We start from the raw sequence: 23,048 nt of genomic DNA on the forward strand, positions 1-23,048 counted from the left end.
CCCACTGATTAAATTTTCACATTATGTATATAAAAAAGCTGACAAATAATTATTTGTCAGCTTTTTTTAGTGTAATTGCATTTCTTGTATGACTAATATGTTCATAAAATAGTAGTTTATCACGGCTAAATACATGCAGTAAAACATGAATAATGAATAGGCCGTTAATGATAAATAGGAATAACAATGTAACGAGTAATACTAAAGGTTCTGTATGATTTAACATAGAGCTACTAGAAAGAATATAATTGATTCCGCCTAACGTAAAATAAAATATACCGTAGCGAATAAATAGTTCTTTTAATGTAATACGATCTGATTTTCCTTTCAGATGAATGCGAAGCAATGCTTTCCCAATTGTTTTTCCATTTGTAAAGTATGGAATAAGAATAAAATAAATAAGGATTGAACACGTAATGAAAATGAGTTCATACATATTCGTGTAAGATTGCATATTAGAAACGAAGAAAGAATTTCCTTTGTTTTTAACGACAGGTACAACGATAGATAAGAAAATCCAATCAATTTGCATCGCGATAAGGCGACGAATGAATCCGACTGGTTTCGTTTCCAAATCAATATGACTATCTAACTCATTTGTCTTCGGAAGGAAGTACGTAAATATTGGTGCAATGATAAAACCAATTACGCCACCTAATGTATTTAAAAATAAATCATCGATATCAAATAATCGGTATGCACAATTGTATATACCGTATAATCCAGTCACTTGTGTTAGCTCGAAAAATAGTGAAAGGAAAAAGGAAATGCAAATTGTTTGTAAGAAACTACGTCGGAAATAATAACGTAAGTAAATACCGAATGGAACAGTTAATAGAACATTAAATGCAACTTGTAAAAACGCAGACTCTTTTAATAAGTAGAAATAAGTAGCTGGTTTCGTTAAAACTGCCGATGTATGACTACTAATCTCTTGTATGAAATAAAATGGTGAGAGTTGCATGTGTTGTGTATTAGCCGGTTGTAGGCTACAAGTATCAAACGTTTGTGGTAACGGCAAAATAACAAGAAAATAGGCATTTAATAAGTAAAGTAATAATGAGTATAAAATAAATGAGCGCCATTTATTTAAATAACCGTATTTTCGATAATTAAATATTAAAAAAGGGATTAAAAGAAACATTGCTAAAAAGGGGAATAAAATAAATGCTGTTTTTACTGGAAATAAATATGCAGTCAAAGTAAAACTCCTTTCAATGAAAATTCGTTTATCATTATAGCGCTAATAATATTTAAATACAAAGTTAAAATCTTTCGAAATAGAAATAATTACTAATTTTATAGGGATTAAGTTATAATAAATTTAATATAAGGATATTATGATTATAAAGTTGAGAGAGGGTACAAGAGATGCGATATGAACTTTTTTCTGTAAGTGGGGATCATATTACGACTTTTGAAAGTGCATGGCGTTTTCAGGAGGGAGAACAGATTTTTGTTCATGATGATCAAACAAAAAGAAACTTTATTATTATTCGTCTGACGCATGATGTATTTCAACAAAATAAACATGTTATTCGTTTGTATTGTCAAGAGAAGAAAGTGTATGCATAAGAGAAGCCCTCTTACAGTATGAAAAGTAAGAGGGTCCTTATCTTGTTATTTGTGAACAGCCCGATTGATGAGGGCTGATTAAAGTTTCACTTTATCATTTTGCCCCTCGTAAGGAATAAAAAGAGAAGGGTTAATGCACATAGGTAGCATTTGATTTGGAAGAAAGTATATAGCCTTGTATTTTGTGCTTCAAAGTTACATGGCCTTCTCTTTGAGAAAGCCATGTATGGTAATCTTGTTGTGTTTTCCATAACAGACGAATCATATATTCTGCCTTATCATTTGTACGATGAACATGTGAAAACTCTATGTTAATACAACCGTTCGTTCCAGGGGAAGGATAATATTGTTTAAGCCCATAAAGTAGCTCATTTTCATATTCGTACTTAATGTGAATGAGTTTAGTAACTATAAACATATAAACACCTCTTTTACGATAATAGTAGGAAAGATAGAATTACTGTAATAGTAAACTTAAATAATATTATACTATTCAGAAAATTCTAAGTAAATAATAGATTTTAACTTAATAGAGGTATAAAAAAGCGAGTCATTCTATTACACTAGATGACTCGCTTTCAATTTGTAAGTTTTACTTTATAAGAAAATAAGAGTAAGTACACCTACGATAATACAATAGAAAGAGAAATATTTTAAATTTCCTTTTGCCATAATGTTCATAAACCATTTTAGTGAAATATACGTCATGATAAATGTTGCGATGAATGCAACGACATATGGTACGAATAATGTGTCTAGATTTGGATCATTTGCAATGTCTGTAATGCTTAACAATAAGCCACCTAAGCTAACAGGAATGTATAGTAAGAATGAGAAGCGAAGTGCTGTTTCTTGCTTCATACCAAGTAACATTGCTGCTACGATTGTGGCACCAGATCGGCTTATTCCGGGAATCAGTGCGCAAGCTTGTGCTAATCCGACGATGATTGCATCTTTCATAGAAAGGTCGCCATCATTTTTACGACCGCGTAAATTTCTAATAATCCAAAGGCCGACAGCAGTAATAAGAAGGGAAATCCCAACCATCTTCACACCTTTTAAGTACTGATCGATGTAATCTTTAAATAAAACACCAATAACACCTGCTGGAATGGTTGCAATAACAAGATAAATAATAAAGAAGAAATCTGATTTTGCGTCTTCTGCTCTTGTAAATATATAAGAGAGACCATTCTTCGTTAGACGAATTAAATCATTTCTATAAATAAGTAATACAGCTAATAATGAAGCTGAATTAACAAGTAGTTCGAAGCTAAACCCTTCTATTTTTAGTCCTAGCAAATGTTGTGCTAAAACGAGATGACCACTTGAAGAAATCGGAATTGGTTCTGTTAGTCCTTGGAACAGACCGAGAATTAAATATTTTAAAACGTAGTAAAATTGTTCCATAATAACCTCCTTGTTTATTAGTTGAAAGAAACAACTTTTCCATTATAACAAAGATATGGATGAATATTGAAAAGAAATAAATATTCAAAATAAAATAAAAATCCCTTATAGCAGTATAAGGGATTTTTATTTTTAATTAAGAAGTTACTGTTTCTTGAAGACTTTTAGACAATTGAACATCGACTTTTTCAGCATCATGAATATGATTCATAATAGTAGTATTTAATTTTTGGAACATTTGTTGTGTGTTAGCGAATTCCCGTAGTATGTCATCATTACAAGACTTTTGGTTTTCGATAGCCTTAATAACATTTGTAGCACCATTTTGTAACGTTTGAATCATAACTAAAATATTTTCAATTCTAGCATTTGTATCGGCGCTCATTTCTACACCTTCATCAACTAAATGTAAATTATCTTTTGTGTTATCATATGCTTTTTCAATTTCTTCTTGAATTTTTTTCGTTAAGTTGCCGATGTTTTTTGTACTTTCTGCTGTACTTTCCGCTAGTTTTCTTACTTCATTGGCAACGACAGCGAATCCTTTACCATGCTCTCCAGCACGCGCGGCTTCAATACTCGCATTTAAAGCAAGTAAATTTGTTTGTGCTGCAATGTTTTGAATGACTTCTACAATTTGCTCGATTTCCTTTGAGCGTTCGCTTAGATGATTCATACTATTAGACGTGCGTTGAGATTGTTCACCTAATTTATTAATTACAATAAGTAAGCGGTGAACGGATTCTTTTCCTTCATTAGAGCAGTCAATAATTTCTGCAATAGACTGAATTAAGCTTTGTTCCTTTTGTAACATTTCATTATTTAACTCATTGGAATGTGTCGTACGTGTTGAAACATTTTCGAAACATGAACTTAATTGTTGAACTAAGCTTTGAAGTGTATTGTGTTGGTTATTTACAAGTTGATGCTCTTGGACAACGCTTTGTACACGATCGTGGATAGTAGAAATAGTCTCTTGTTTTTCAATATCTTTTTGTTTTAATTCTAATTCTAATTCTTGTATACGCTCTTCTAATTGAGAAATTGTATGTTGGAGTGATTTTTTTTGAGTAAACATGTATTTATTTCAACCGCCTTCGAAAGTTATATTTTCTCTATATTTGGATTTTAGCATCTTTTGTATTTTTTAAATATAGGAATTGTTAAATATTTAAGAATCTATTACATTTTATTCATAATTCTCTTTTTTTCGTCACGAAAAATAAACTGTATTTAATCGTTTTGTAAACAAACTGTAAAATAAATCATGTATAACTGTATAAGAAGGGAGTCGGATTATGAACTATTTTAAGCGAATCAGCTGTCTAGTATTAGCAGGAATTATCGGTCTTTCTAGTACAGTCGCTGTTAAAGCAGAGTCAAACGACGAGAAACTTAACAACATGCAACAGCAATTGCAACAAAACGATGCAGAAATGCAAAAGAAAGAGCAAGAAAAGCAAGCTGTTAGTAAAGAAATTAAAGGTATCGAAAACGAACTACATAATTTAAATAATACAATTGCAAAAAATAAAGAGGATCAAGCTGCTATTCAACGTAAAATTGATGAAACACATAAGCAGATTGAACAAAAAAAGGAAGAAATTATCGTTTTAGAGGATAAAGTCCTTGCTCGTAAAGATATTATGAGAAAACGTATGGTTTCTGTTCAGAACAGTTCAAATACAAGTTTAGTAGTAGAAGTTGTAGTAGAGTCAAAAAACTTTGCAGACTTCTTACAACGTATGAACGCAGTTTCTACTATTCTAGAAGCTGATAAAGAAATTTTACGTCTACAAGAACAAGATCTTCGTCAAATTGAAGAGGACAAGAAAACAATTGACGAAAAAGAAGCATCTTTAGTAGTAGACAAACAAAAATTAGCAAAAGCGCAAGCTGAACTGCAAGATAACTTGAAAAAACGTCAAGATAACTTACAAACAGTTCAAGCTAAATATAATGAAGTTGCAAGCCAACTTAATTTAGCAGCGGAAGAGAAAGCTAAAATTGAATCAAATATGAAGGCAGTACAAGAAACGATTGCTCGTGAACAAGAAGCAGCAAGAATCGCAGCGGAAGAGCGTGCAAAAGCAGAAGCGGCTGCAAAAGCAGAGCAAGAAGCTTTAGCGAAAGCACAAGCAGAAATTGCTGAAAAGCAAAAGCAGGAAAAAGCTAATAAACCAGCTGAACCAGTTGCTAATAATAATTCGAAGGTAGAACCTACAAAACCTGCACAACCTGAACCATCTTCTAAGCCAACTGCTGGTGGGAAAGAAATTTATGTAGAAGCTACAGCTTATACAGCTGATCCAGGAGAAAATGGTTATGCGCCAGGTCAACAAGTATTTTCTGCATGGGGACCAGGTGGTAAAGGTTATAATCTAACTGCAAACCCAGGAATGAAATTAATTGCTGTAGATCCAAAAGTTATTCCATTAGGCAAAACTGTAAATGTTGAAGGGTATGGAGTCGCAATTGCAGCAGATACTGGTGGAGCGATTAAAGGTAACAGAATTGATGTGTTAATGCCTGATAAAGGGTCTTCTAGTCAATGGGGAAGAAAAATTGTTAAAGTTACAATTTTAAACTAAAACGTAATCCAACTTTACAATACGTAGAGTTGGATTTTTTTATAATAATAATGTTAAGTTGAGTTTACATTTTGTTAAGGATAGCATACAATAATGGTGAGAGGTGGTAAATTTGACCATTTTAAACAGAGTAAAAGAATTAAGAGCTCGTTTTAACTTTACGCAAAGTGTATTAGCAGAAAAGGTTGGAGTAACGAGACAAACAATTGCTGCAATTGAAAAAGGGGATTACGTTCCTTCTTTGTTATTAGCACTTACGATTTGTGATGTGTTCCAGTTAAAGATGGAAGACGTGTTTGTTTTAAATAAGGAGGGGGAAGAGGATGAATAGAATTGTTTTTTCTTATATCATAAACGTGCTTTATACTGCTTTAGCATGCTGGACATTTGTTGAATTTTATAGTGTCATTACAGAGTTAGCCGATATAATTAAAAACGAGAAATTCCCATTTGAAGTATGGTTTAATGGAGTACCATTCATTTTATTATTTATTGGAGCAATTATAGTTACAATTTTTTATAGAATTCAAAAGAAAAAATATAAGAATTTATCTTTTTGGATGTATCCATTATTATTTCCGCTAGAAGATGAACGTGAAAAAGCGATTACGGATAAAGCTTGTCGAACAACATTTGTATCGTTATGGTTTGTGTTACCTTGTGCAGTTGGATTTTTAACTTTTTCGCCTATTATTAATGAATATCTTCCTGGATACCCATTATATATTCTATTTTCTATTTTCTTTATTCAAATGACAGTATTTCACGTATCACTATACAGAAATAAATTAGCTTAAAAAGAAACCTTCTTGCACTGGCAAGAAGGTTTCTTTTTAAGCTAATACTTGTACATATAGCGATATTATTTTATCATTTTATATAGAGTAAGATTTTGTAAGGGAAAGGAACTGTGTATGAATAAGCAAAGAATTTATAGTATAGTAGCAATTCTGCTATTTGTTGTAGGTGGCGTATTAATTGGAAAGCCATTTTATGATGGATATCAGGCTGAAAAGAAACAGACTGAAAATGTGCAGGCTGTTCAAAAGATGGATTATGAAAAGCATGAGACGGAATTTGTAGATGCTTCCAAAATTAATCAACCAGACTTGGCGGAAGTAGCGAATGCATCATTAGATAAGAAACAAGTAATTGGTCGTATTTCGATTCCAAGTGTTTCAGTAGAACTGCCTGTTTTAAAAGCTTCTACTGAAAAAAACTTATTATCAGGTGCAGCGACAGTAAAAGAGAATCAAGTTATGGGAAAAGGAAATTACGCATTAGCAGGACATAACATGTCTAAAAAAGGTGTTTTATTTAGTGATATAGCTTCTTTGAAAAAAGGCGATAAAATTTATTTGTATGACAATGAAAATGAATATGAGTATGCGGTTACTGGTGTATCTGAAGTGACTCCTGATAAGTGGGAAGTTGTAGAGGATCATGGGAAAGATGAGATAACGCTTATTACATGTGTATCTGTAAAGGATAATTCTAAGCGTTATGTTGTTGCTGGTGATTTAGTAGGAACGAAGGCGAAGAAGTAAAAAAGAAGGTGAACTCTTTAAAGAGTTCACCTTCTTTTTTACTAATGTTGAGAAATAATAGAATATTTTGGTTTGTATTCAAATATTATTCTATTTATGTATAATAAAGTTAGGATTCTATATTTTGGGAGGGACAAGAGTGAGACAACAGGTGAAGAAACTTCTTTTAACAACGAGTATAGCGTTATTGGTAGCTCCGATTTCAGCTTATGCACATCCAGGGCGTACAGATGCTAATGGCGGACATACGTGTCGTACAAATTGTGAGAAATGGGGATTACAGTACGGGGAATATCATTATCACAATAAACCAGCTTCTAGTAGTGGTGCAACGAGCCCAGCTCCTAGCCAGAATAATAATAGTGCTGTAGAAGCTGAGAGACAAGCAGAAGCACAGCGCAATACCGAGGCGGAAAAACAACGTGCTGCAGAAGCACAGCGTAAAGCTGAAGAAGAGAGACAGCGTGTAGCCGAGGAACAAAGAAAAGCTGAAGAGGCACGTAAACAAGAGGAAGCGCAGCGCCAAGCTGATATGGAAAAAGGTCAACTTGAAGGTCAAAAGAATGGAGAAACTGATTTTAAGGCAGGAAAAAATGATGTAGAAGTGCATGTAGCTGAAAAATCTGATGCATATAAACAAGCGTTTAAAGCGACTTATGCAGCCGCATGGTCTTTAGAAGAGCAGAAGAAAACGCATTTTGAAAAAGGAAAAGAACAAGGTTTAGCACAAGAGACGATGGACGATAGTCAAGTTGCTTCAGAGTTTAAGGTAAACTTTGCAGACGGATTCAAAGTAGGGAATAAAGAAAGAACAGAAAAAATTGAAAAAGAGCAAGCTGAGTTAGGGGAAAAGACAGGGAAAGAACTAGCTGAAAAGAATTCTGGAAATAGAGAGAAAGAAGTATACGTGAAGGCATATGAAACAGCGTATGAAAAAGGCTATAAATCTACAAAAAAGGCAGTAGAAAAAGCTGGCTATAAGTATGCATTTGAAAACTATGATTTAAAAGTTCCTGCTAAGTATGAAAGAAATGAATTGTTAAAGAAATGGTTTACTGAAGGATTTAAATCGAATAAAAAAGCAGCGGAAATTCGAGAAGAAGGGTATAAAAAGGGAGACAGCTGGTTCTCATTCTTCTATAAGAGTTTCGTACCAAGTGAATATAAAGAACATAAAGAGCTGTACGAACAAGCAATAGAACAAGGGAAAACAGCATAAAAAAAGATGAGGAGAAATTCCTCATCTTTTTTAATCCATCCATTTCACTAATTTCTTAGAAATTAATAATAAAACACAACCTAGTACAATTGCCACAGCGCCAATAACTGTGAATACTTCAGCGTATCCAAGTGAAGTTGTGAAGCTTGCAAGTTGTCCGCCTAAAATGTTGGCGATACCTGAACTTGCTAGCCATACACCCATTAGTAAAGATGCTAATTTTACCGGAGCAAGCGCACTAACCATTGATAGTCCGACAGGTGATAAGAATAGCTCACCTAACGTATGGAAAAGATACGTAAAGACGATAAACAGTAAGTTTGCTTTTTCTGTAATGTTATGTTCATCACTACCTGTTTTTAATGTAGCGATAACGAGAATGATATAACCGATACCGAGCAAGATCATACCAAGTCCCATTTTAGTTGGGATTTTTAAATCACCCTGCTTGCGAGTTGCAAGTTTTGCCCATAATGCAGAAATGACTGGAGCAAGCAAAATAATAAATAATGGATTGACCGATTGGAACCAAGATGTTGGAACTTCCCATCCGAACACAGAGCGGTCTACAAATTTGTTTGTATATAATGTTAATGAGCTACCAGCTTGTTCAAAGCCAGCCCAGAAGAAGACAACGAAGCATGTTAAAATGACGATAACTGCGGTACGTTGTTTTTCTTTTTTTGTTAACGGTGTATCTCCTACTGATGGTTGTCCAGCAGCTGTTTGTAAATCGCGAGTTGGTTTTTTACCGATATTACCAAGGAAGCGATTTGATAGTGTTGTAAATAAAATTTGTCCAATGATCATTCCGATTGAAGCGGCTAAGAAACCGTAACGGAATCCGTAATGTACAACGCCATCAACTGTTGTTTTGAATAAATTTTCTGATAAAAATCCGCAAACGAGTGGAGCTAAAAATGAACCGACGTTAATACCCATATAGAAAATGGTAAATGCACTATCACGTTTTGGATCGTTCTCTTCGTATAATTCCCCAACCAGTGTAGAGATGTTCGGTTTGAAGAATCCGTTACCGATAATAATAAGCGCTAATCCGAGGTATAGGCCTAATTGGTTTTGCAAGGCAAATAGTGTAAGGTTACCGATTGCCATTGTTATACCACCAATTGTGATTGCTTTTCGTCTACCTAGAAAACGGTCTGTTAAGTATCCACCAATCATTGGTGTGAAATAACAGGCCCCAGTATAAAATCCGTAAATAGAGAGTGCCCATGCGGGACTAAACCCAAGACCACCGCTTACTAAAGCTGTCGTTAAATATAATGTTAATAATCCTCGTAATCCATAGTAACTAAATCTTTCCCACATTTCTGTAAAGAAGAGTAAGTATAAACCTGGAGGATGTTTCTTTTTTCTTTGTTGTTCTCTTTCTAGTTGTATCGCTGATTCCATGTTATTTTCCTCCTGACACAAACAAAAACAAAGTTAATAATTTTGTACATTTAATATTTTACTTTATTAACTATTATAAGTCAATAAAGGTTGATTTTTCAGAAGAAATTGGAAAAGAGGAATAGCTATAGAATGGGTGTTTCTTTTGTGATAGACTATGGACTATGTTTTCTTTGTAAGGAAGCGGGTTATTGTACTTTTTTATATGTGAAATTGATTTCATAAAAGATGAAATTAAAGAAGGAGAAAGAAATGAAATTGTTACAGAAAAAAGAAATTTTACTTATTAGCCTTATGTTATTCTCTATGTTCTTTGGAGCAGGGAATCTGATATTTCCACCTTTCCTTGGGTATGAAGCAGGAGAACATGTTTGGATTTCATTAGTAGGGTTTATTATATCAGCAACAGGTCTTCCTATATTAGGTGTTATCTCTATTGCAAAAGCAGGAAGTTTTCAAACGTTAGCGGGTAGGGTTCATTCTTCATTTGCAATTATTTTTCCATGTATCGTGTATGTATTTATTGGACCTGGGCTTGGTATACCACGTGCGGGAAGTTTAGCTTTTGAAATGGGGCCAGGTCAGTTATTCCCTGAAGCAGGAAACGGATTATTATTGTTTTACACAGTTATTTTCTTTAGTATTGTTTACTGGTTAAGTTTATCCCCATCTAAATTAATGGGGTTGTTTGGAAAAGTATTGACGCCGTTATTATTATGTATGATTGCACTCATTTTTATAAAGAGTATGTTTACAACAGTAGGAGATATGAAAGAACCAATAGGGAACTATGGCCAAGCTCCTATGTTTCAAGGATTTTTAGATGGATATTTAACAATGGATGCGTTAGCTGCTTTAATCTTTGGAATTGTTATTGCAAATGCATTACGTGCAAAGGGTATTGAAGATGATAAAGGTTTAGCGAAATATATGAGTATTGCTGGAATTGGGGCAGGACTATTATTATCTATTATTTATGTCATCCTTGGATATGTGGGGGCAATTAGTGGCTCATTAGGAACATTTGATAACGGTGCGAAAGTGTTAGCACAAGTTATGATTACATTATTTGGACAGGGCGGAGTCGTTTTATTAGGTCTTATTTTTACTATCGCGTGTTTATGTGTTTCAATTGGACTTGTTACGTCTTGTAGTCAATTTTTTGCGAGTGCATTTCCGAAAGTATCTTATAAATTGTGGGCATTTATAGTAAGCGTTGTTAGTATGATTTTAGCTAATTTAGGGTTAACGCAAATTTTAAAAGTATCAGTACCAATTCTTGGATTTATTTATCCAATTGCGTTAACGCTTATTATTCTAGGGTTATTCCATCAGTATATTGGAAAGTATGCATACGTATATGCAGTAACTGTTTTGGTTGTAGCGATATTTAGTGCAATTGACATTTTAAATAAAAATGTAATGATGAATCAGTGGACGTCAGCATTAAAATACATCCCGTTTTATACAGAAGGTGTTGGGTGGATTGTTCCAGCTATTGTAGGCATGTGTCTTGGTTTTATCGTTAGCATTTTTCTAAATAAGAATAAATGAGTAAAAAGGTGTTTTCCTATTTTGGGAAGACACCTTTCTTTTTTTGGAAAAATACTATTGAAAATGAATAGACTAAGAGTATGATAAAGATAATTGGTAATATATAGGTTCAATGAGAGTTACGAATAAGGGGGGAGCGTATGAAGAAGGATTTGGATAAGAAAATAGAAGCACTCGAAACGGCAATTGAAACAATTCAAGAAGCACTTGCTGAATTAAAAGTAAAGCAAAGGGAAATAGAAGTAGAAAACGCTCAGCAACATGTTAGTAAGAACAAGAAAGAATATATTGAAACGGTAATGGAGGAAAAGCCAAAAGAAGAAATAGTTAAGATAAAAGAGCCTTTGCAAGAACCTGAGTTAAAACAAGTAGATATATCGGCTTTTAAACCAGAGCCATTTAATATTATTAAGTTTTGTCAGACGTGGTTACCGCGTGTATTTGTCGGTATTATGTTGCTTGGAGTGATCTGGTTATTTAAAGCAGGGGTAGATGTTGGTTTATTAACACCAGCGATACGAATTGTGTTTGGTATCGCATTATCTATCGGGTTGTATTATATAGGAGATATTCAAATTAAAAGAGAGCGGCAAGCGTTAGGATTAGTATTAGCTGGAGGAAGTATTACCGGGATTGTTCTAACGACGTTTGCAGCACATTATTTATATGGATTTATTCCGGCAAGTGTCGCGTTTCTCTGTAATATTGCATGGGTTATTTTAGGTATTTATTTAGCGAAAAGATATCAATCGGAATATCTCACTATTTTCGTAGCGGTCGGTGCGTTCTTCGTACCATTCTTGTTAAATAGTACGACTCCTAATCCTTATATTTTCTTTGGATATGAGACAGTATTAACACTTAGTTTATTATGGTATGCGTTGAAAAATCGTTATAAATACTTATATATGATTTCTTACGCTGTTGCTGCCATTGTCCTTTTCGTTTTCTTTGCTGTTATGTCAATGTTAGTAGAGAACTTGCAAATACAGTTAACGATTGTATATGGTTTGATTCATTTACTATTATTTTGGCATATGTTTACGGAGAGAAGTTTTATACTAGAACCACGTTTGGCGATATTTAGTGCGAATGCAGTGTTCTTTATACTAGCTATTTCAAAAATACCTGATTTTACAACATGGGGATTAATTATTAGTGCACTCGTGCATGCCGCTATGTTCGTATGTGAATATAGGAAAAATAGACATTCTACATTTACAAATCTCTTATTTGGTTTCGCAATGGGAGCATTTAGTTTAGCAATTTTATATGAGTATAGTTTAGTGAATGCAGCGATTGTACTATTGTTACAAGGTTTCCTCGGCATGGTCACTTCTATTAAAGTAAAACAACAGATAAAATTGTATGTTAGTGCGACGGTTTACGCAATTGGAATGATACAGACTATTTTTAGCCCGTTTGATCAATTTATTTCGGCAGGCTTTGTTGCTCATCTTATTTTAATAGGAACGTTCTATTATTGCATGAGAGAAGCGAAAGAAGTATTAGCGAGCTTCGGCAAATATATGTATTCTATAGTGCTCTATTGGTTTATGATAATTGTATTTATTACAATTACGAGAATCGGTGAAGTTTTATCTACAGATGGAAGCGTAATTAGTGTATCAGTATCGTTATTATGGATGGTATATGCATTATTTGCGGTTTGGTTTGGAAGAAATAGAAATATGAATGAAATATTATATGCTGGTTTAGTCGTTTTAGTCGTAACGGTAGGGAAGTTATTCTTACTTGACTTACCAGAGGTATCGATGATGATTAGGGCAGTGTTATTCCTAATCGTCGGTAGTATAGGTATCGTTATTTCAAGAATGTTTTTCTCGAAGGAAGAGAAGTGAGAAGAAGGCAATCCATGTATGGATTGCCTTTTTTATTATTTCTTATTAATCGTTACAGTTTCATTATATTTCGTTGTTGTATTTTGGCGTAGACGAAGCGTTGCTTGTCCAGTTGTATTTGAATCAATCTGTACATTTACAACTTTCTCAGCAGAGCCTAAGCTGTTTGTTGTGAAAGAAAATGCACTACTATATCCGAAAGTAGATGGCCAAGTGCCGTTTGCATTTTGTACTTTAGCCACTTGTGTTCCACCAGTAGTGAAGATACCTAAAGAATAGTTGTTATACGTTGTATTAGGTAGTAAGTTATTTACTTGAATCTTCATTTGGAAAATTTCATTGTTTGGTAGAATGCTAGGGTGTGTAACGACGTAGTCGCTTGTTGTTACCGCACCGTTATAACCGTATGAACCTGGTTTAAAAGTATTTGTATTAAACCATTGATAACCTGCATTTGGTGCACTCCAAGGTTCAGGTTGTGGTTCTGTTGATAAGCTTGGCTGTTCAAATGTTTGTAGAGCTGTAGGTGAATCAAGTTGTAAACCATTTACTTGATCTAAACTTGTAAATGTCTCTTTATTTGATAACCAATTTACGATGTTTTCTAATAAAATCGCATCGTTTTCTTCTTTATAACCATCGTAAGTTTTCTTTGTTTGGCCAGAATCTTCACGAACGTATTTTGGCGTAGCATCTTCAACAGGAGAAGAGTCACCAATAAAGGCAGCTTTTCCAAGTCCTACTTTTGCGATAGCAGCATATGGGCCTTCTGCAATACCACCGCCATTATAAACGCCACTATCAACAGCGTTATTCCATTTTGATGGATTTTCTGGAAGGTAAACAAGTCCTTTTGCTAGTTTTGGGTTTGTAATTGCTAGAGTAGAACCAGCATGCATTGCTACAGACGAAACACCTTTTGTAATTCCGAAAGATTGTTCAGGCGATACAATTGTTTTCGCTGAAACATCACCAAGTGCATTGTAGCGGAAGCGAATACCGAAGTTGTCAGAGAGCCAATCAGAGCTTTCTACTCCTTGCATAGCTTGTGAATTTGCTTCTTCATTAGACATTCCTTTTGCTGGATTATCCCAAGCACCGCGTCTATATCCATTAAATACTTCAGAAGAGTCCCAGCGATTTTTATTACGATCTGCATTGTAATGATCAGCAATAAAGAAGATACTACCACCATTTTTTACATATTGTAACATAGCGTCCTGCTCAGATTTTTTGTAAGGAATATTAGCTTCTGGAACGATAAATGCATTGTAATCTTTTAAGTCTTCGTACGTAATAGGTGTTGATTTACGAAGTTCCTTTACGTGATATCCGTTTTTTGCAATGCCGTTTCCGAAGTCAGAAAAGCCGCCGTCAATAACCCAGTCAGCTGTCCCAGCAGTTTGACCGTGTGTATTATCGAATAATACTTTCTTCCCATTGTTTTGATTTACAACTTTTGCAGCAATTTCAGGAGCTGGGTCTACAGAGCTTTCGGCATAAGTAGACGGTATGAACGAGGTCCCTATACTTAGTGTAATTGCTGTTGCTAAAGAAAATGTAATCCATTTTTTATTCTTCATAGAAGAATCCCCCTAATAATAAATATATGTGCTTTAATAATGTAATTTATTTTTCTGTAAAAATAAAGACGGAAAACATAAAAAATATTAAAAAATTGTAAAAATACCGTGAATTTTGTTGAGAAATATTTATATAGATATAAAAACATCCCTTCCAAGTAATAAGGAAGGGATGTTTTGCTTAACTAATTTTTGAGTTAGGTGTTTCATCAATCTTATGAAACCCTTTCATGTAATATACGATTGCTAAGCCGATAAGCCAAATTGGGCCGACAATCAATGCAATTCGTGTATCTTCTGAATACGCCATTATACCTAATACTAATACAAGGAAAACGAGTGAGAAATATGAGCTTAATGGGTATAAAGGCATTTTATACGATAACTTTTGTTTATTTTGAGTAGGCAAGCTTTTACGGAATTTAATTTGAGCGACTAATATAATTCCCCAAGTCCAAATTGCACCGAAAGTTGAAATGCTAGTAAGCCATGTAAATACCTTTGCAGGTACGAGATAGTTTAATATAACACCAATTAGTAAAACGATAGCAGTTGCTACAATTCCTTGGCTTGGAATGCCATTTTTATTTAAACGACCAAATCTTTCAGGAGCTTTTTTCTGCTGAGCTAATGTATATAGCATACGGCCTGTACTAAATAAACCACCGTTACAAGAAGAAAGAGCTGCTGTTAATACGACAAAGTTAATAATACCTGCTGCTTTTGCGATACCAATTTGTTGGAATGTTAATACGAATGGACTGCCTTTCTCACCAAGTTCGTTCCATGGATAAATTGCCATCATAACGAATAATGCCCCAACGTAAAAGAGTAGAATTCTCCAAAATACGTTATCGATTGCCTTTGCGAGTGTTTTCTTCGGATTTTGAGCCTCACCAGCTGTAACACCGATTAATTCAACGCCTAAATAAGCGAATAGTACCATCTGCATGGAGAGTAGTAACCCAGAAAATCCATTTGGGAACCAGCCACCATGTGACCAAAGATTTGAAATACCAGTAGCGATACCACCGTTTCCGAATCCGAATAAAATAATACCAGCTCCGACTACTATCATACAGATAATTGTGACAATTTTAATGAGAGCAAACCAAAACTCAAGTTCTCCAAATACTTTTACCGATAAGAAGTTAAAAGCGCTCATTAATAATAGAGCAAGTAATGCCCAAGTCCAGCGCGGGATATCTGGGAACCAGTACTGCATGTAAATACCAGCTGCTGTAATTTCAGCCATACAAGTAACAACCCATAAGAACCAGTAATTCCAACCAGTAATATAACCAGCGAGTGGTCCAATATAATCATATGCATATTTACTAAAAGAACCAGCAACAGGTTGTTCAATTGCCATTTCCCCAAGCGCTCGCATAATGAAAAAAATAACGAGACCGGCAATCATATAGCCTAGCAAAATAGAAGGACCTGCTAGTTTAATGGCGGAAGCGGATCCTAAAAATAGCCCAACGCCAATAGCTGAGCCCAGTGACATTAAAGTAATATGTCGTTCTTTTAAACCACGATTTAAAGTTCCAGATTTGTTTGTGTGCTGCATAAGAAGAATCCCCCTTGTAGAGTGAACGATATTTGAATGCGTTTACTAAATATTTAACTATTTCAAATTATAAAACATTTCTATCTGTTATGCTACAAAAATAATCATAATGAACTGTACTACATCTGTACTTGTCAGACTTAAACTTAAAATTCTAACTATTAGGGAATATATTGACTCTTCTTTTTATTGATTGTTAAGATTAAGTATTATATTTTCTCACATACTAGTAAGAAAAAGAATGTGTGATAATAATTCAGGTGTAGGAAGGGTACATAAGCATGTTTCAATTACAAAAATATAATACTTCTGTGAAGCAAGAGTTTTTAGCTGGCATCACAACTTTTTTTACATTTGCGTATATTCTTGTCATCAATCCAAAAATATTATCTGATGCAGGTGTACCATTTGACCAAGCGTTTACAGCAACAATTATTGCAACCGTTGTTGGAACAGTAGGTATGGCGATTTTCGCGAATTACCCGATTGTTATTGCTCCAGCTATGGGAATGAATGCATATTTTGCTTATTCTGTTGTACAGAAGACAGAAGGGATTACATATGTAGTTGCCTTTTCAGCTGTATTTGTAACGGGGATTATTTTTCTTTTATTATCTTTTACTTCGTTTAGGCAAAAGTTAATTTTAGCAATTCCTGATAGTTTAAAGCATGCAATTGCAGGTGGAATTGGACTATTTATTGCTTTTATTGGATTGCGCCTTTCTGGAATTATCGTGGATCATCCGTCTAATTTAGTTACGATTGGTGATTTTCATTCTCCAGCTGTTATTTTAACTTTAATTGGTTTAATATTAGCGGCGGTATTAATGACATTGCGTGTGAGCGGTGCATTATTTATTAGTATGATTGTGACAGGAATTATTGCCTTCTTTACAGGGCAATTGAAGTTTGCTGATAAAATTGTGGCGATGCCTCATTTACCAGAGGGTATCATCGTTTCAAACCCAATCAATGCCTTTTCAGATGTAATTGAATACGGATTATACGGCGTTGTATTTTCATTTTTACTTGTACTTTTATTCGATACAACAGGTGCATTACTTGGTTTAATTAAACAAGCAGGTTTAATTACAGACAATACAGAGAAGCGTTTTGGTAAAGCGTTTATTGCAGATGCAATTGGCGGGACTACAGGTTCTATCTTTGGAACAAGCCCAACAGCAGCGACGATTGAATCGTCAGCAGGTATTGCTGCAGGTGGTAAAACTGGGTTAACAGGGATTGTAGTTGTTGGTCTAACAATTATAACGGCATTTTTTAGTCCTGTTATTGCTTCTTTATCAAGTGTAGCCGCTATTACAGCTCCTTCATTAATTATAGTAGGTAGTTTAATGGCACAAAGCATTCGAGATATTAATTGGAATGAATTTGAAGATGCATTACCAGCATTTTTAATTTTTATAGGTATTCCGTTAACATCTAGTATTGCGAATGGAATTGCAATTGGATTTTTAGTGTATCCAGTCTTGAAAATTGTGAAAGGGAAAGGGATGGAAGTGCATCCGTTACTATACTTATTTACAATTTTATTTGGATGTCATTTATTCTTATAATATAGGAGAGGGGGCTTCTTATGAGGGGCTCCTTTTTTGTGTATAATAAAGTGAAACTTAAATTAGTAATGTAAAATATAAATTACTTATTGGAATATATATTATAATAAGGGTGGAGGAGAAAGAAACAGTAAACAAAAACATAGACAAAAGTAGGCATATATAGTGAAAAGTAATTATGAAACAATATAAACCGAAAGAATTTTCAGAAATGCTTAATGTCTCTGTTAAGACATTGCAAAGGTGGGACAATCAAGTTGTTTTACCTGCTTACCGAAACCCAAAAGGAAGAAGATATTATACAGAAGAACAGTATAAGAAATATATGGGTATTCAAGAAGAACTTGTTCAGGATTTAATATCTATCATTCATGTATTTAGCTGTAGAATATATGGGTTGAGAAAATACAAAAAGAAAATGTCGGAGGATGAAGGCTTATGAAAAGAGCATATTTAATAGAAATCAAACCGACAACTGAACAAATTAGTAAAATCCGTCAAACTATTGGGGTGTGTCGATATGTATATAACCTGTATATCTCTAAAAATAAAGAGGTATATGAGTCGGAGGGGAAATTTCTTAGTGGTTATGACTTTTCCAAATGGTTAAACAACATTCATACAAAAGAGTGTGACCAGTGGATTAAAGAAGTGTCGAGCAAAGCGGTAAAACAAGCGATTATGAATGGAGATAAAGCTTTTAAGCGGTTTTTTAAAGGTTTATCTAAGTTTCCACGATATAAAAAAAAGAAGAAGCAAGATGTGAAGTGCTACTTTCCGAAAAACAACAAAACAGATTGGACAGTAGAAAGACATAGAGTAAAAGTCCCTACAATTGGTTGGATAAGGTTAAAAGAGTATGGATATATTTCAAAAAATACAACTGTAAAAAGTGGTACAGTATATCAAAGAGCAGGAAGATACTATGTGTCTATACTCTGTGAAGTGAAAGAGGTAAAACCAAATGCAACTCTCAATACAGTAGGTCTAGGAATTGATTTGGGAATTAAAGACTTCGCTGTACGTAGCGATGGAAAAACTCACAAAAATATAAATAAAACAGTACAAGTAAAAAAGATAGAAAAACGTTTAAAACGTGAACAACGCTCTTTATCACGCAAATTTGAAAATATAAGAAAGAGAGGTGAACAACCTGTTACTAATAAAAGAGCGAATATAAACAAAAATATTCTTAGGGTGCAACAACTACATGCTAGGCTAGCAAATATTCGATTAGCGTATGTAAAGTCTATTGTAAATGATGTGGTGAAAACCAAGCCAACGTTTATTGTAGTAGAAGATTTGAATGTGAAAGGTATGATGAAGAACAAACATCTATCTAAAGCTGTAGCGCAACAATGTTTTTATGCTTTTAAAACATGGTTATTAATGAAATGTAGGGAATATGGAATTGAACTACGGCAAGTGGACAGATTCTATCCATCTTCTAAAATGTGTTCATGTTGCGGTCAAAAAAAGTCGGATTTAAAGCTGTCTGACCGAGTATATACATGTGAATGTGGCAATGTAATAGATAGAGATTTAAATGCGTCAATCAACCTTTTACAAGCAAAAAAATATACAATACTAACGTAAATAGATTGTATATATGTACGGTGGGCTACATCGGAATTTACGCCTGTGAAGTGTCACAGCAAACTGTAGTAGCAAGTGATTAGCGAGGCAGGGCACGTAGAAGCAGGAATACTCTAAGAATATACATTTGTCTATATTTTTAGTAGCAGGAACATGAATGGCTGTAAGTAAAATAAAAGTCGCGCGTGTTCAATTAGATTTAACACAGCAACAATTAGCAGAAAAAGTAGGCGTTACAAGGCAAACGATTAGTTTAATTGAGAAGGGGAAATACAATCCATCTTTAGATTTATGTTTAAAAATTTGTTATGCAGTAGATAAAACGTTGAATGATTTGTTTTGGGAGGAAAAGGAGTGGTAGGATGAAAATCGTGAAAGATGAACGTTTAATGATTGAAGGGTTAAAACATATTAGATTAGCTTTCATCTTACAAAATATCGTCATACTAGCTATCGTCTTTTACCGCTATGTCTTGCAAGGGGCAGGATATGAAAGTGTTTCGGATTTATTAATGGTATTTATGGGCGGGATAATAATTATTAACTTTTTAAATCTGAAAAATTCAGTGGAAGTGTATGAGCATACGGGCGGAGTGTCGCGTCGTTATTTTATGAAGCTATTATTCATTCCGGTGGGTATTATTATTGGGATTTTAGCTATTTGTATCGTTGTAACACCAGATATTTCGATAAAGGAAATTAGTATGACAGGACTTATTATGTTTGCTTGTTTTTTAGTTCCAAGTTTGTTTATATACATATATATGAAAAAAATAAAAAGAGAAGATTGAAATATAAGAAAGGCTTTCCCATATTGAGGAAAGCTTTTCTCATATTCTTTTATATAGTACTTTATGAAGGCCAATCGGTTCAATTTCAAAGATTTCACCATATTCCTGAAAGCCTAAGTGTTTGTAATAGTCAGCTACAGTAATTCGGCCATTACACCATAATATATTTGCTTGGCGTTCTTGCAAGATTTGTTCCGCCTTCTGAATTAAGGAGCTTCCAGCACGGTTGTTTCGAAATGCAGGTAATGTTGCCATTCCTCGTAGACGATAATGAATACCCGTTGGTAAGTCGGGATATATTTCTTTTGAGAAGGAAGCGATACTAATTAGTTCATCGTTTATAAATGCGCCTAAGTGGAAGGTGTCTGTTTCATAATCGGAAGGGTATTTACAATCTGCTAATGTTTGATTGGGGCGTAAAATTTTTTGACGTAATACGTAAGTTTCAGATCCCTCAATATTTTTCAAGGTAATCATATTAACATCCTTTCTTATAACGCTTTTTCTGTTAATTGTATAAAGAAATAGGCAGGTGCGGCGAGAAGTCCGAGTATGCTAGCAGTTCCGAGAAGGAATGAAAGTAGGAGGCAAGAATATTTTATTCCATTCGATTTTTTCCATCCGTAACTACAAATCTCAATACTAACACCGATGAGAATAATGGCAACGAGTATTTCGGCTAATAATAAGAGAGCTAAAGTTATAATAGACATAATGTAATCCATCCCCATAATATGTGATAGTAACATTTTACCATATGAAATGGAAAAAATGCCCCTCAATTATGTGAGGGGCATTTTTTTATTCTAATATGTTTTTTAGTGTATCGATATGTTCTTTTGAGCCTGTTACAAGTAATGTATCACCGTGTTGTAGTCTTGTATCCCCATGTGGGATTAATGCTTTATTTCCACGATAAATTTGAATGACTAGTACATCACCTAAAAACGGAAGGCGACGAAGTGCAACGCCGTTATATTTATTGCTCCGTAGTTCAACTTCACGGACTGTTTCGTTTGCTGTTGTAATTAAGCGAACGAGACTAGGTTTATCAATAAGCGCACGTAATAAAATACGTGTAGAGTTAATTGTTGAGAATACAGCGATATGTTCTTGCGTTGCTTTTTCTTGTAGAAGTGGATCTTCTACACTTGCAATAACATGTTCAACACCTAGCTCTTTTGCATGTTCTGCCAATAATAAGTTTTGTTCATCATCACTTGTTGCAACAACGACGCGATCTGCATCAAATGCTGTTTGTTCAGTTAATGATGCGATTGTGATGTCATCCAATTTCACGATAGGGAAGTCGTGCGATTTCGCTTCTTCATCATTTATTTTGTTTTGACGCATCATATATAGCGTTACGTCATAATCTTCTCGTTTTAAATCTAGTGATAACGGAAGGGTAATTCTGCTCGCGCCAATAATAGCTACTTTTGGTTTTGGTGTTTCTACTTTTGGGAACATTTTTTTAAACAATATAGGTGCAAAAATACAAGTAATAACTGCGCTTAAAATAAGAGAGGCAGATAAACTTGGACTGATGATCTCCAGTTTTTCACCAATTTGTGCAGCCGCAATAACTAAAGAAAGTGTCGATGTTAATAAAATTGCACTTCCAAGTACGATATTACGTGGATACCATTTTCTTAAGACGAGTGATGGTAAGAGTTTTGAAATAAAGAGTCCTACAATTAAGATTGGGATCATTAGCATGCTAGAAGGTTCTTTGAAAATAGACCACACCTCTAGATTTACACCAACCATTACGAAGAAAATAGGGATGAAGAAACCGTAGCCGATAGAATCAAGTTTTTCCACCATATCTTCATTTGGTGATAATAACGATACGAGTACACCTGCTAAGAAGGCCCCTAAAATATTTTCTGCTCCAACAGATTCCGATAACCCAACTAAGATTAAAATGAGTGCAAAAACAGCTCGTGTATCAATTTGTACACTACCAGCTTTTAAACTATCTAAGTATGGAATGTTTTTAAAGCGTTTTGCAATAAAGTAAATGACAATACCGGCACCGAATAGAATAAGTAAGAGCCACATACTTTGGCCGCTTTCGGAATTTAATCCGACGAAAACAGCGAGTAAAATCATTGTAACTAAGTCTGCAATAACAGCAACTAATAAAATGATTTGTCCGATTGCAGTTTTTCCTAGGTTATTCTCTTTTAATGTTGGTACAACAACACCTAAAGAAATAGTTGAAATAATTAAAGTCATGAACATTGCATTATCTACGAATCCTAGCCATACGAATAGTAATGATAGGGCATAAGATAAGATGAAAATAAATAAGAAGATAATGCTTGCTGCCTGAAATGTATTTGGTTCGTTTGTCTTATTTTTTTTCCCTTTTTGTTTAAAGATAGAAAAATCAATTTCTAAACCGCTTAAGAACATGAGGAAGATAAATCCTAATGTTGATAAAACTTGAAGCCATATATCTGGCTCAATAATATTAAACCCACTTTTACCTACAAAGATTCCTGCAATAATTTCTGCAACGACCACAGGAAGTGCTTTTAATTTAAAGCGTTGTAACAAAAGGGGAACGAAAAACGCGATTGCAACGACAACCATAAGTGATAGAACAGAAGTATGATGTTCCATTGCGTTCTCTCCCTTCAAATAAATATAGTACCTATTTAGCCATATAATAGGTAGAAAAGCAACGCATATGGATTCGATTTCATAAAGAAAGACTTTTCTTAACATTTGTCATAATAAGTATATTTT

At 34.2% G+C, this 23,048-nt stretch carries 22 protein-coding genes and 2 pseudogenes; 14 read left to right on the forward strand and 10 right to left on the reverse strand.

Going from position 1 to position 23,048, the window contains the following annotated elements; genetic code table 11:
• Positions 1–49: 49 nt before the first annotated feature.
• Positions 50–1,201 carry a VanZ family protein gene (locus ACTL4X_RS03520; RefSeq protein ID WP_071740698.1) on the reverse strand — a complete coding sequence of 384 codons (1,152 nt, stop codon included), beginning with the start codon at positions 1,199–1,201 and terminating at the stop codon, positions 50–52.
• Between the two features lie 170 nt (positions 1,202–1,371).
• On the opposite strand from ACTL4X_RS03520, the gene ACTL4X_RS03525 reads away from it, so the two are divergent.
• Positions 1,372–1,575 (forward strand): hypothetical protein, encoded by a 204-nt coding sequence (locus ACTL4X_RS03525; protein ID WP_001268332.1) that lies wholly within the window; start codon positions 1,372–1,374, stop codon positions 1,573–1,575.
• A 130-nt stretch (positions 1,576–1,705) separates the two neighbouring features.
• Here the strand turns inward: ACTL4X_RS03525 and ACTL4X_RS03530 are convergent, their stop codons facing one another.
• The 3 genes from ACTL4X_RS03530 to ACTL4X_RS03540 all read right to left on the reverse strand — a co-directional run bounded on the left by ACTL4X_RS03530 (position 1,706) and on the right by ACTL4X_RS03540 (position 4,063).
• Positions 1,706–1,993 (reverse strand): hypothetical protein, encoded by a 288-nt coding sequence (locus ACTL4X_RS03530; RefSeq protein ID WP_000471238.1) that lies wholly within the window; start codon positions 1,991–1,993, stop codon positions 1,706–1,708.
• A 179-nt stretch (positions 1,994–2,172) separates the two neighbouring features.
• Positions 2,173–2,985 carry an undecaprenyl-diphosphate phosphatase gene (locus tag ACTL4X_RS03535; RefSeq protein ID WP_000434794.1) on the reverse strand — a complete coding sequence of 271 codons (813 nt, stop codon included), beginning with the start codon at positions 2,983–2,985 and terminating at the stop codon, positions 2,173–2,175.
• Between the two features lie 136 nt (positions 2,986–3,121).
• On the reverse strand, positions 3,122–4,063 hold the full coding sequence (locus ACTL4X_RS03540) for a methyl-accepting chemotaxis protein (RefSeq protein ID WP_000495039.1): 942 nt from the start codon (positions 4,061–4,063) through the stop codon (positions 3,122–3,124).
• A gap of 220 nt (positions 4,064–4,283) precedes the next feature.
• Here ACTL4X_RS03540 and ACTL4X_RS03545 point away from each other — a divergent pair, with 220 nt between their 5' ends.
• The 5 genes from ACTL4X_RS03545 to ACTL4X_RS03565 all read left to right on the forward strand — a co-directional run bounded on the left by ACTL4X_RS03545 (position 4,284) and on the right by ACTL4X_RS03565 (position 8,342).
• Entirely contained in the window at positions 4,284–5,576 is a 1,293-nt protein-coding gene (locus ACTL4X_RS03545) for a 3D domain-containing protein (protein WP_001105776.1), read from the forward strand.
• A gap of 112 nt (positions 5,577–5,688) precedes the next feature.
• Complete coding sequence (locus ACTL4X_RS03550) at positions 5,689–5,907, forward strand: helix-turn-helix transcriptional regulator (protein WP_000154019.1); 219 nt, start codon at positions 5,689–5,691, stop codon at positions 5,905–5,907.
• Entirely contained in the window at positions 5,900–6,373 is a 474-nt protein-coding gene (locus ACTL4X_RS03555) for a hypothetical protein (protein ID WP_001080043.1), read from the forward strand. The genes ACTL4X_RS03550 and ACTL4X_RS03555 overlap by 8 nt, the downstream gene beginning before the upstream one ends.
• A 117-nt stretch (positions 6,374–6,490) precedes the next feature.
• The gene (locus ACTL4X_RS03560; RefSeq protein WP_001041724.1) at positions 6,491–7,123 is read left to right on the forward strand and encodes a class A sortase; all 633 of its coding nucleotides are present in this window, start codon (positions 6,491–6,493) and stop codon (positions 7,121–7,123) included.
• 139 nt (positions 7,124–7,262) lie between these two features.
• A complete protein-coding gene (locus ACTL4X_RS03565) occupies positions 7,263–8,342 on the forward strand; it encodes a YHYH domain-containing protein (protein ID WP_001249816.1) in 1,080 nt (359 codons plus the stop codon).
• A 30-nt stretch (positions 8,343–8,372) separates the two neighbouring features.
• Here ACTL4X_RS03565 and ACTL4X_RS03570 read toward each other — a convergent pair whose 3' ends face one another.
• A complete protein-coding gene (locus tag ACTL4X_RS03570; RefSeq protein ID WP_000443143.1) occupies positions 8,373–9,758 on the reverse strand; it encodes a peptide MFS transporter in 1,386 nt (461 codons plus the stop codon).
• A 252-nt stretch (positions 9,759–10,010) separates the two neighbouring features.
• Between ACTL4X_RS03570 and brnQ1 the strand changes: the two genes are divergently transcribed.
• Both brnQ1 and ACTL4X_RS03580 read left to right on the forward strand, forming a co-directional pair.
• Positions 10,011–11,312 carry a branched-chain amino acid transport system II carrier protein BrnQ1 gene (gene brnQ1 / locus ACTL4X_RS03575; RefSeq protein ID WP_000771689.1) on the forward strand — a complete coding sequence of 434 codons (1,302 nt, stop codon included), beginning with the start codon at positions 10,011–10,013 and terminating at the stop codon, positions 11,310–11,312.
• A 140-nt stretch (positions 11,313–11,452) separates the two neighbouring features.
• Complete coding sequence (locus ACTL4X_RS03580) at positions 11,453–13,174, forward strand: DUF2339 domain-containing protein (RefSeq protein WP_017657803.1); 1,722 nt, start codon at positions 11,453–11,455, stop codon at positions 13,172–13,174.
• Between the two features lie 35 nt (positions 13,175–13,209).
• Here ACTL4X_RS03580 and ACTL4X_RS03585 read toward each other — a convergent pair whose 3' ends face one another.
• Together ACTL4X_RS03585 and ACTL4X_RS03590 are read right to left on the reverse strand one after the other, a co-directional pair.
• The gene (locus ACTL4X_RS03585) at positions 13,210–14,757 is read right to left on the reverse strand and encodes a DNA-binding protein (protein WP_086692364.1); all 1,548 of its coding nucleotides are present in this window, start codon (positions 14,755–14,757) and stop codon (positions 13,210–13,212) included.
• Positions 14,758–14,938: 181 nt separating this feature from the next.
• On the reverse strand, positions 14,939–16,330 hold the full coding sequence (locus ACTL4X_RS03590) for an amino acid permease (RefSeq protein WP_001164897.1): 1,392 nt from the start codon (positions 16,328–16,330) through the stop codon (positions 14,939–14,941).
• 281 nt (positions 16,331–16,611) lie between these two features.
• Here ACTL4X_RS03590 and ACTL4X_RS03595 point away from each other — a divergent pair, with 281 nt between their 5' ends.
• The 6 genes and pseudogenes from ACTL4X_RS03595 (at position 16,612) to ACTL4X_RS03620 (ending at position 20,291) form a co-directional block, all read left to right on the forward strand.
• Positions 16,612–17,904 (forward strand): NCS2 family permease, encoded by a 1,293-nt coding sequence (locus ACTL4X_RS03595; RefSeq protein WP_071740699.1) that lies wholly within the window; start codon positions 16,612–16,614, stop codon positions 17,902–17,904.
• A gap of 178 nt (positions 17,905–18,082) precedes the next feature.
• A pseudogene (locus tag ACTL4X_RS03600) lies at positions 18,083–18,211 on the forward strand (MerR family transcriptional regulator); the annotation flags it as partial.
• 27 nt (positions 18,212–18,238) lie between these two features.
• A pseudogene (locus tag ACTL4X_RS03605) lies at positions 18,239–18,346 on the forward strand (IS607 family transposase); the annotation flags it as partial.
• Complete coding sequence (locus ACTL4X_RS03610) at positions 18,343–19,500, forward strand: RNA-guided endonuclease InsQ/TnpB family protein (RefSeq protein WP_071740700.1); 1,158 nt, start codon at positions 18,343–18,345, stop codon at positions 19,498–19,500. The pseudogene ACTL4X_RS03605 and the gene ACTL4X_RS03610, both read left to right, overlap by 4 nt.
• 157 nt (positions 19,501–19,657) lie before the next feature.
• Positions 19,658–19,861, forward strand: a complete 204-nt coding sequence (locus ACTL4X_RS03615; RefSeq protein ID WP_000301183.1) for a helix-turn-helix transcriptional regulator — start codon at positions 19,658–19,660, stop codon at positions 19,859–19,861.
• 1 nt (position 19,862) lies between these two features.
• Positions 19,863–20,291, forward strand: a complete 429-nt coding sequence (locus tag ACTL4X_RS03620; RefSeq protein ID WP_000706629.1) for a hypothetical protein — start codon at positions 19,863–19,865, stop codon at positions 20,289–20,291.
• A gap of 39 nt (positions 20,292–20,330) precedes the next feature.
• Here ACTL4X_RS03620 and ACTL4X_RS03625 read toward each other — a convergent pair whose 3' ends face one another.
• From ACTL4X_RS03625 to ACTL4X_RS03635, 3 genes are read right to left on the reverse strand one after another with little or no spacing between them, the layout of a single operon-like run.
• A complete protein-coding gene (locus ACTL4X_RS03625) occupies positions 20,331–20,768 on the reverse strand; it encodes a GNAT family N-acetyltransferase (protein ID WP_000631362.1) in 438 nt (145 codons plus the stop codon).
• 14 nt (positions 20,769–20,782) lie between these two features.
• Positions 20,783–21,040: a DUF4022 family protein gene (locus tag ACTL4X_RS03630; protein WP_017657800.1), complete on the reverse strand. Its 258-nt coding sequence runs from the start codon at positions 21,038–21,040 to the stop codon at positions 20,783–20,785.
• Positions 21,041–21,092: 52 nt separating this feature from the next.
• A complete protein-coding gene (locus tag ACTL4X_RS03635) occupies positions 21,093–22,922 on the reverse strand; it encodes a monovalent cation:proton antiporter family protein (protein ID WP_000399957.1) in 1,830 nt (609 codons plus the stop codon).
• Between the last annotated feature and the right edge of the window lie 126 nt (positions 22,923–23,048).

It is taken from the genome of Bacillus sp. RE35, from assembly GCF_052146655.1.
GTDB lineage: Bacteria > Bacillota > Bacilli > Bacillales > Bacillaceae_G > Bacillus_A > Bacillus_A cereus.

Bases quoted from the DNA above. Each gene is read 5' to 3' on its own strand.
- ACTL4X_RS03570 (WP_000443143.1), bottom strand. From the start codon at position 9,758: ATGGAATCAGCGATACAACTAGAAAGAGAACAACAAAGAAAAAAGAAA.
- ACTL4X_RS03590 (WP_001164897.1), bottom strand. From the start codon at position 16,330: ATGCAGCACACAAACAAATCTGGAACTTTAAATCGTGGTTTAAAAGAA.
- ACTL4X_RS03560 (WP_001041724.1), top strand. From the start codon at position 6,491: ATGAATAAGCAAAGAATTTATAGTATAGTAGCAATTCTGCTATTTGTT.
- ACTL4X_RS03635 (WP_000399957.1), bottom strand. From the start codon at position 22,922: ATGGAACATCATACTTCTGTTCTATCACTTATGGTTGTCGTTGCAATC.
- ACTL4X_RS03525 (WP_001268332.1), top strand. From the start codon at position 1,372: ATGCGATATGAACTTTTTTCTGTAAGTGGGGATCATATTACGACTTTT.
- ACTL4X_RS03530 (WP_000471238.1), bottom strand. From the start codon at position 1,993: ATGTTTATAGTTACTAAACTCATTCACATTAAGTACGAATATGAAAAT.
- brnQ1 (WP_000771689.1), top strand. From the start codon at position 10,011: ATGAAATTGTTACAGAAAAAAGAAATTTTACTTATTAGCCTTATGTTA.
- ACTL4X_RS03615 (WP_000301183.1), top strand. From the start codon at position 19,658: ATGGCTGTAAGTAAAATAAAAGTCGCGCGTGTTCAATTAGATTTAACA.
- ACTL4X_RS03630 (WP_017657800.1), bottom strand. From the start codon at position 21,040: ATGTTACTATCACATATTATGGGGATGGATTACATTATGTCTATTATA.
- ACTL4X_RS03580 (WP_017657803.1), top strand. From the start codon at position 11,453: ATGAAGAAGGATTTGGATAAGAAAATAGAAGCACTCGAAACGGCAATT.
- ACTL4X_RS03585 (WP_086692364.1), bottom strand. From the start codon at position 14,757: ATGAAGAATAAAAAATGGATTACATTTTCTTTAGCAACAGCAATTACA.
- ACTL4X_RS03595 (WP_071740699.1), top strand. From the start codon at position 16,612: ATGTTTCAATTACAAAAATATAATACTTCTGTGAAGCAAGAGTTTTTA.
- ACTL4X_RS03540 (WP_000495039.1), bottom strand. From the start codon at position 4,063: ATGTTTACTCAAAAAAAATCACTCCAACATACAATTTCTCAATTAGAA.
- ACTL4X_RS03625 (WP_000631362.1), bottom strand. From the start codon at position 20,768: ATGATTACCTTGAAAAATATTGAGGGATCTGAAACTTACGTATTACGT.
- ACTL4X_RS03555 (WP_001080043.1), top strand. From the start codon at position 5,900: ATGAATAGAATTGTTTTTTCTTATATCATAAACGTGCTTTATACTGCT.
- ACTL4X_RS03610 (WP_071740700.1), top strand. From the start codon at position 18,343: ATGAAAAGAGCATATTTAATAGAAATCAAACCGACAACTGAACAAATT.
- ACTL4X_RS03535 (WP_000434794.1), bottom strand. From the start codon at position 2,985: ATGGAACAATTTTACTACGTTTTAAAATATTTAATTCTCGGTCTGTTC.
- ACTL4X_RS03620 (WP_000706629.1), top strand. From the start codon at position 19,863: ATGAAAATCGTGAAAGATGAACGTTTAATGATTGAAGGGTTAAAACAT.
- ACTL4X_RS03545 (WP_001105776.1), top strand. From the start codon at position 4,284: ATGAACTATTTTAAGCGAATCAGCTGTCTAGTATTAGCAGGAATTATC.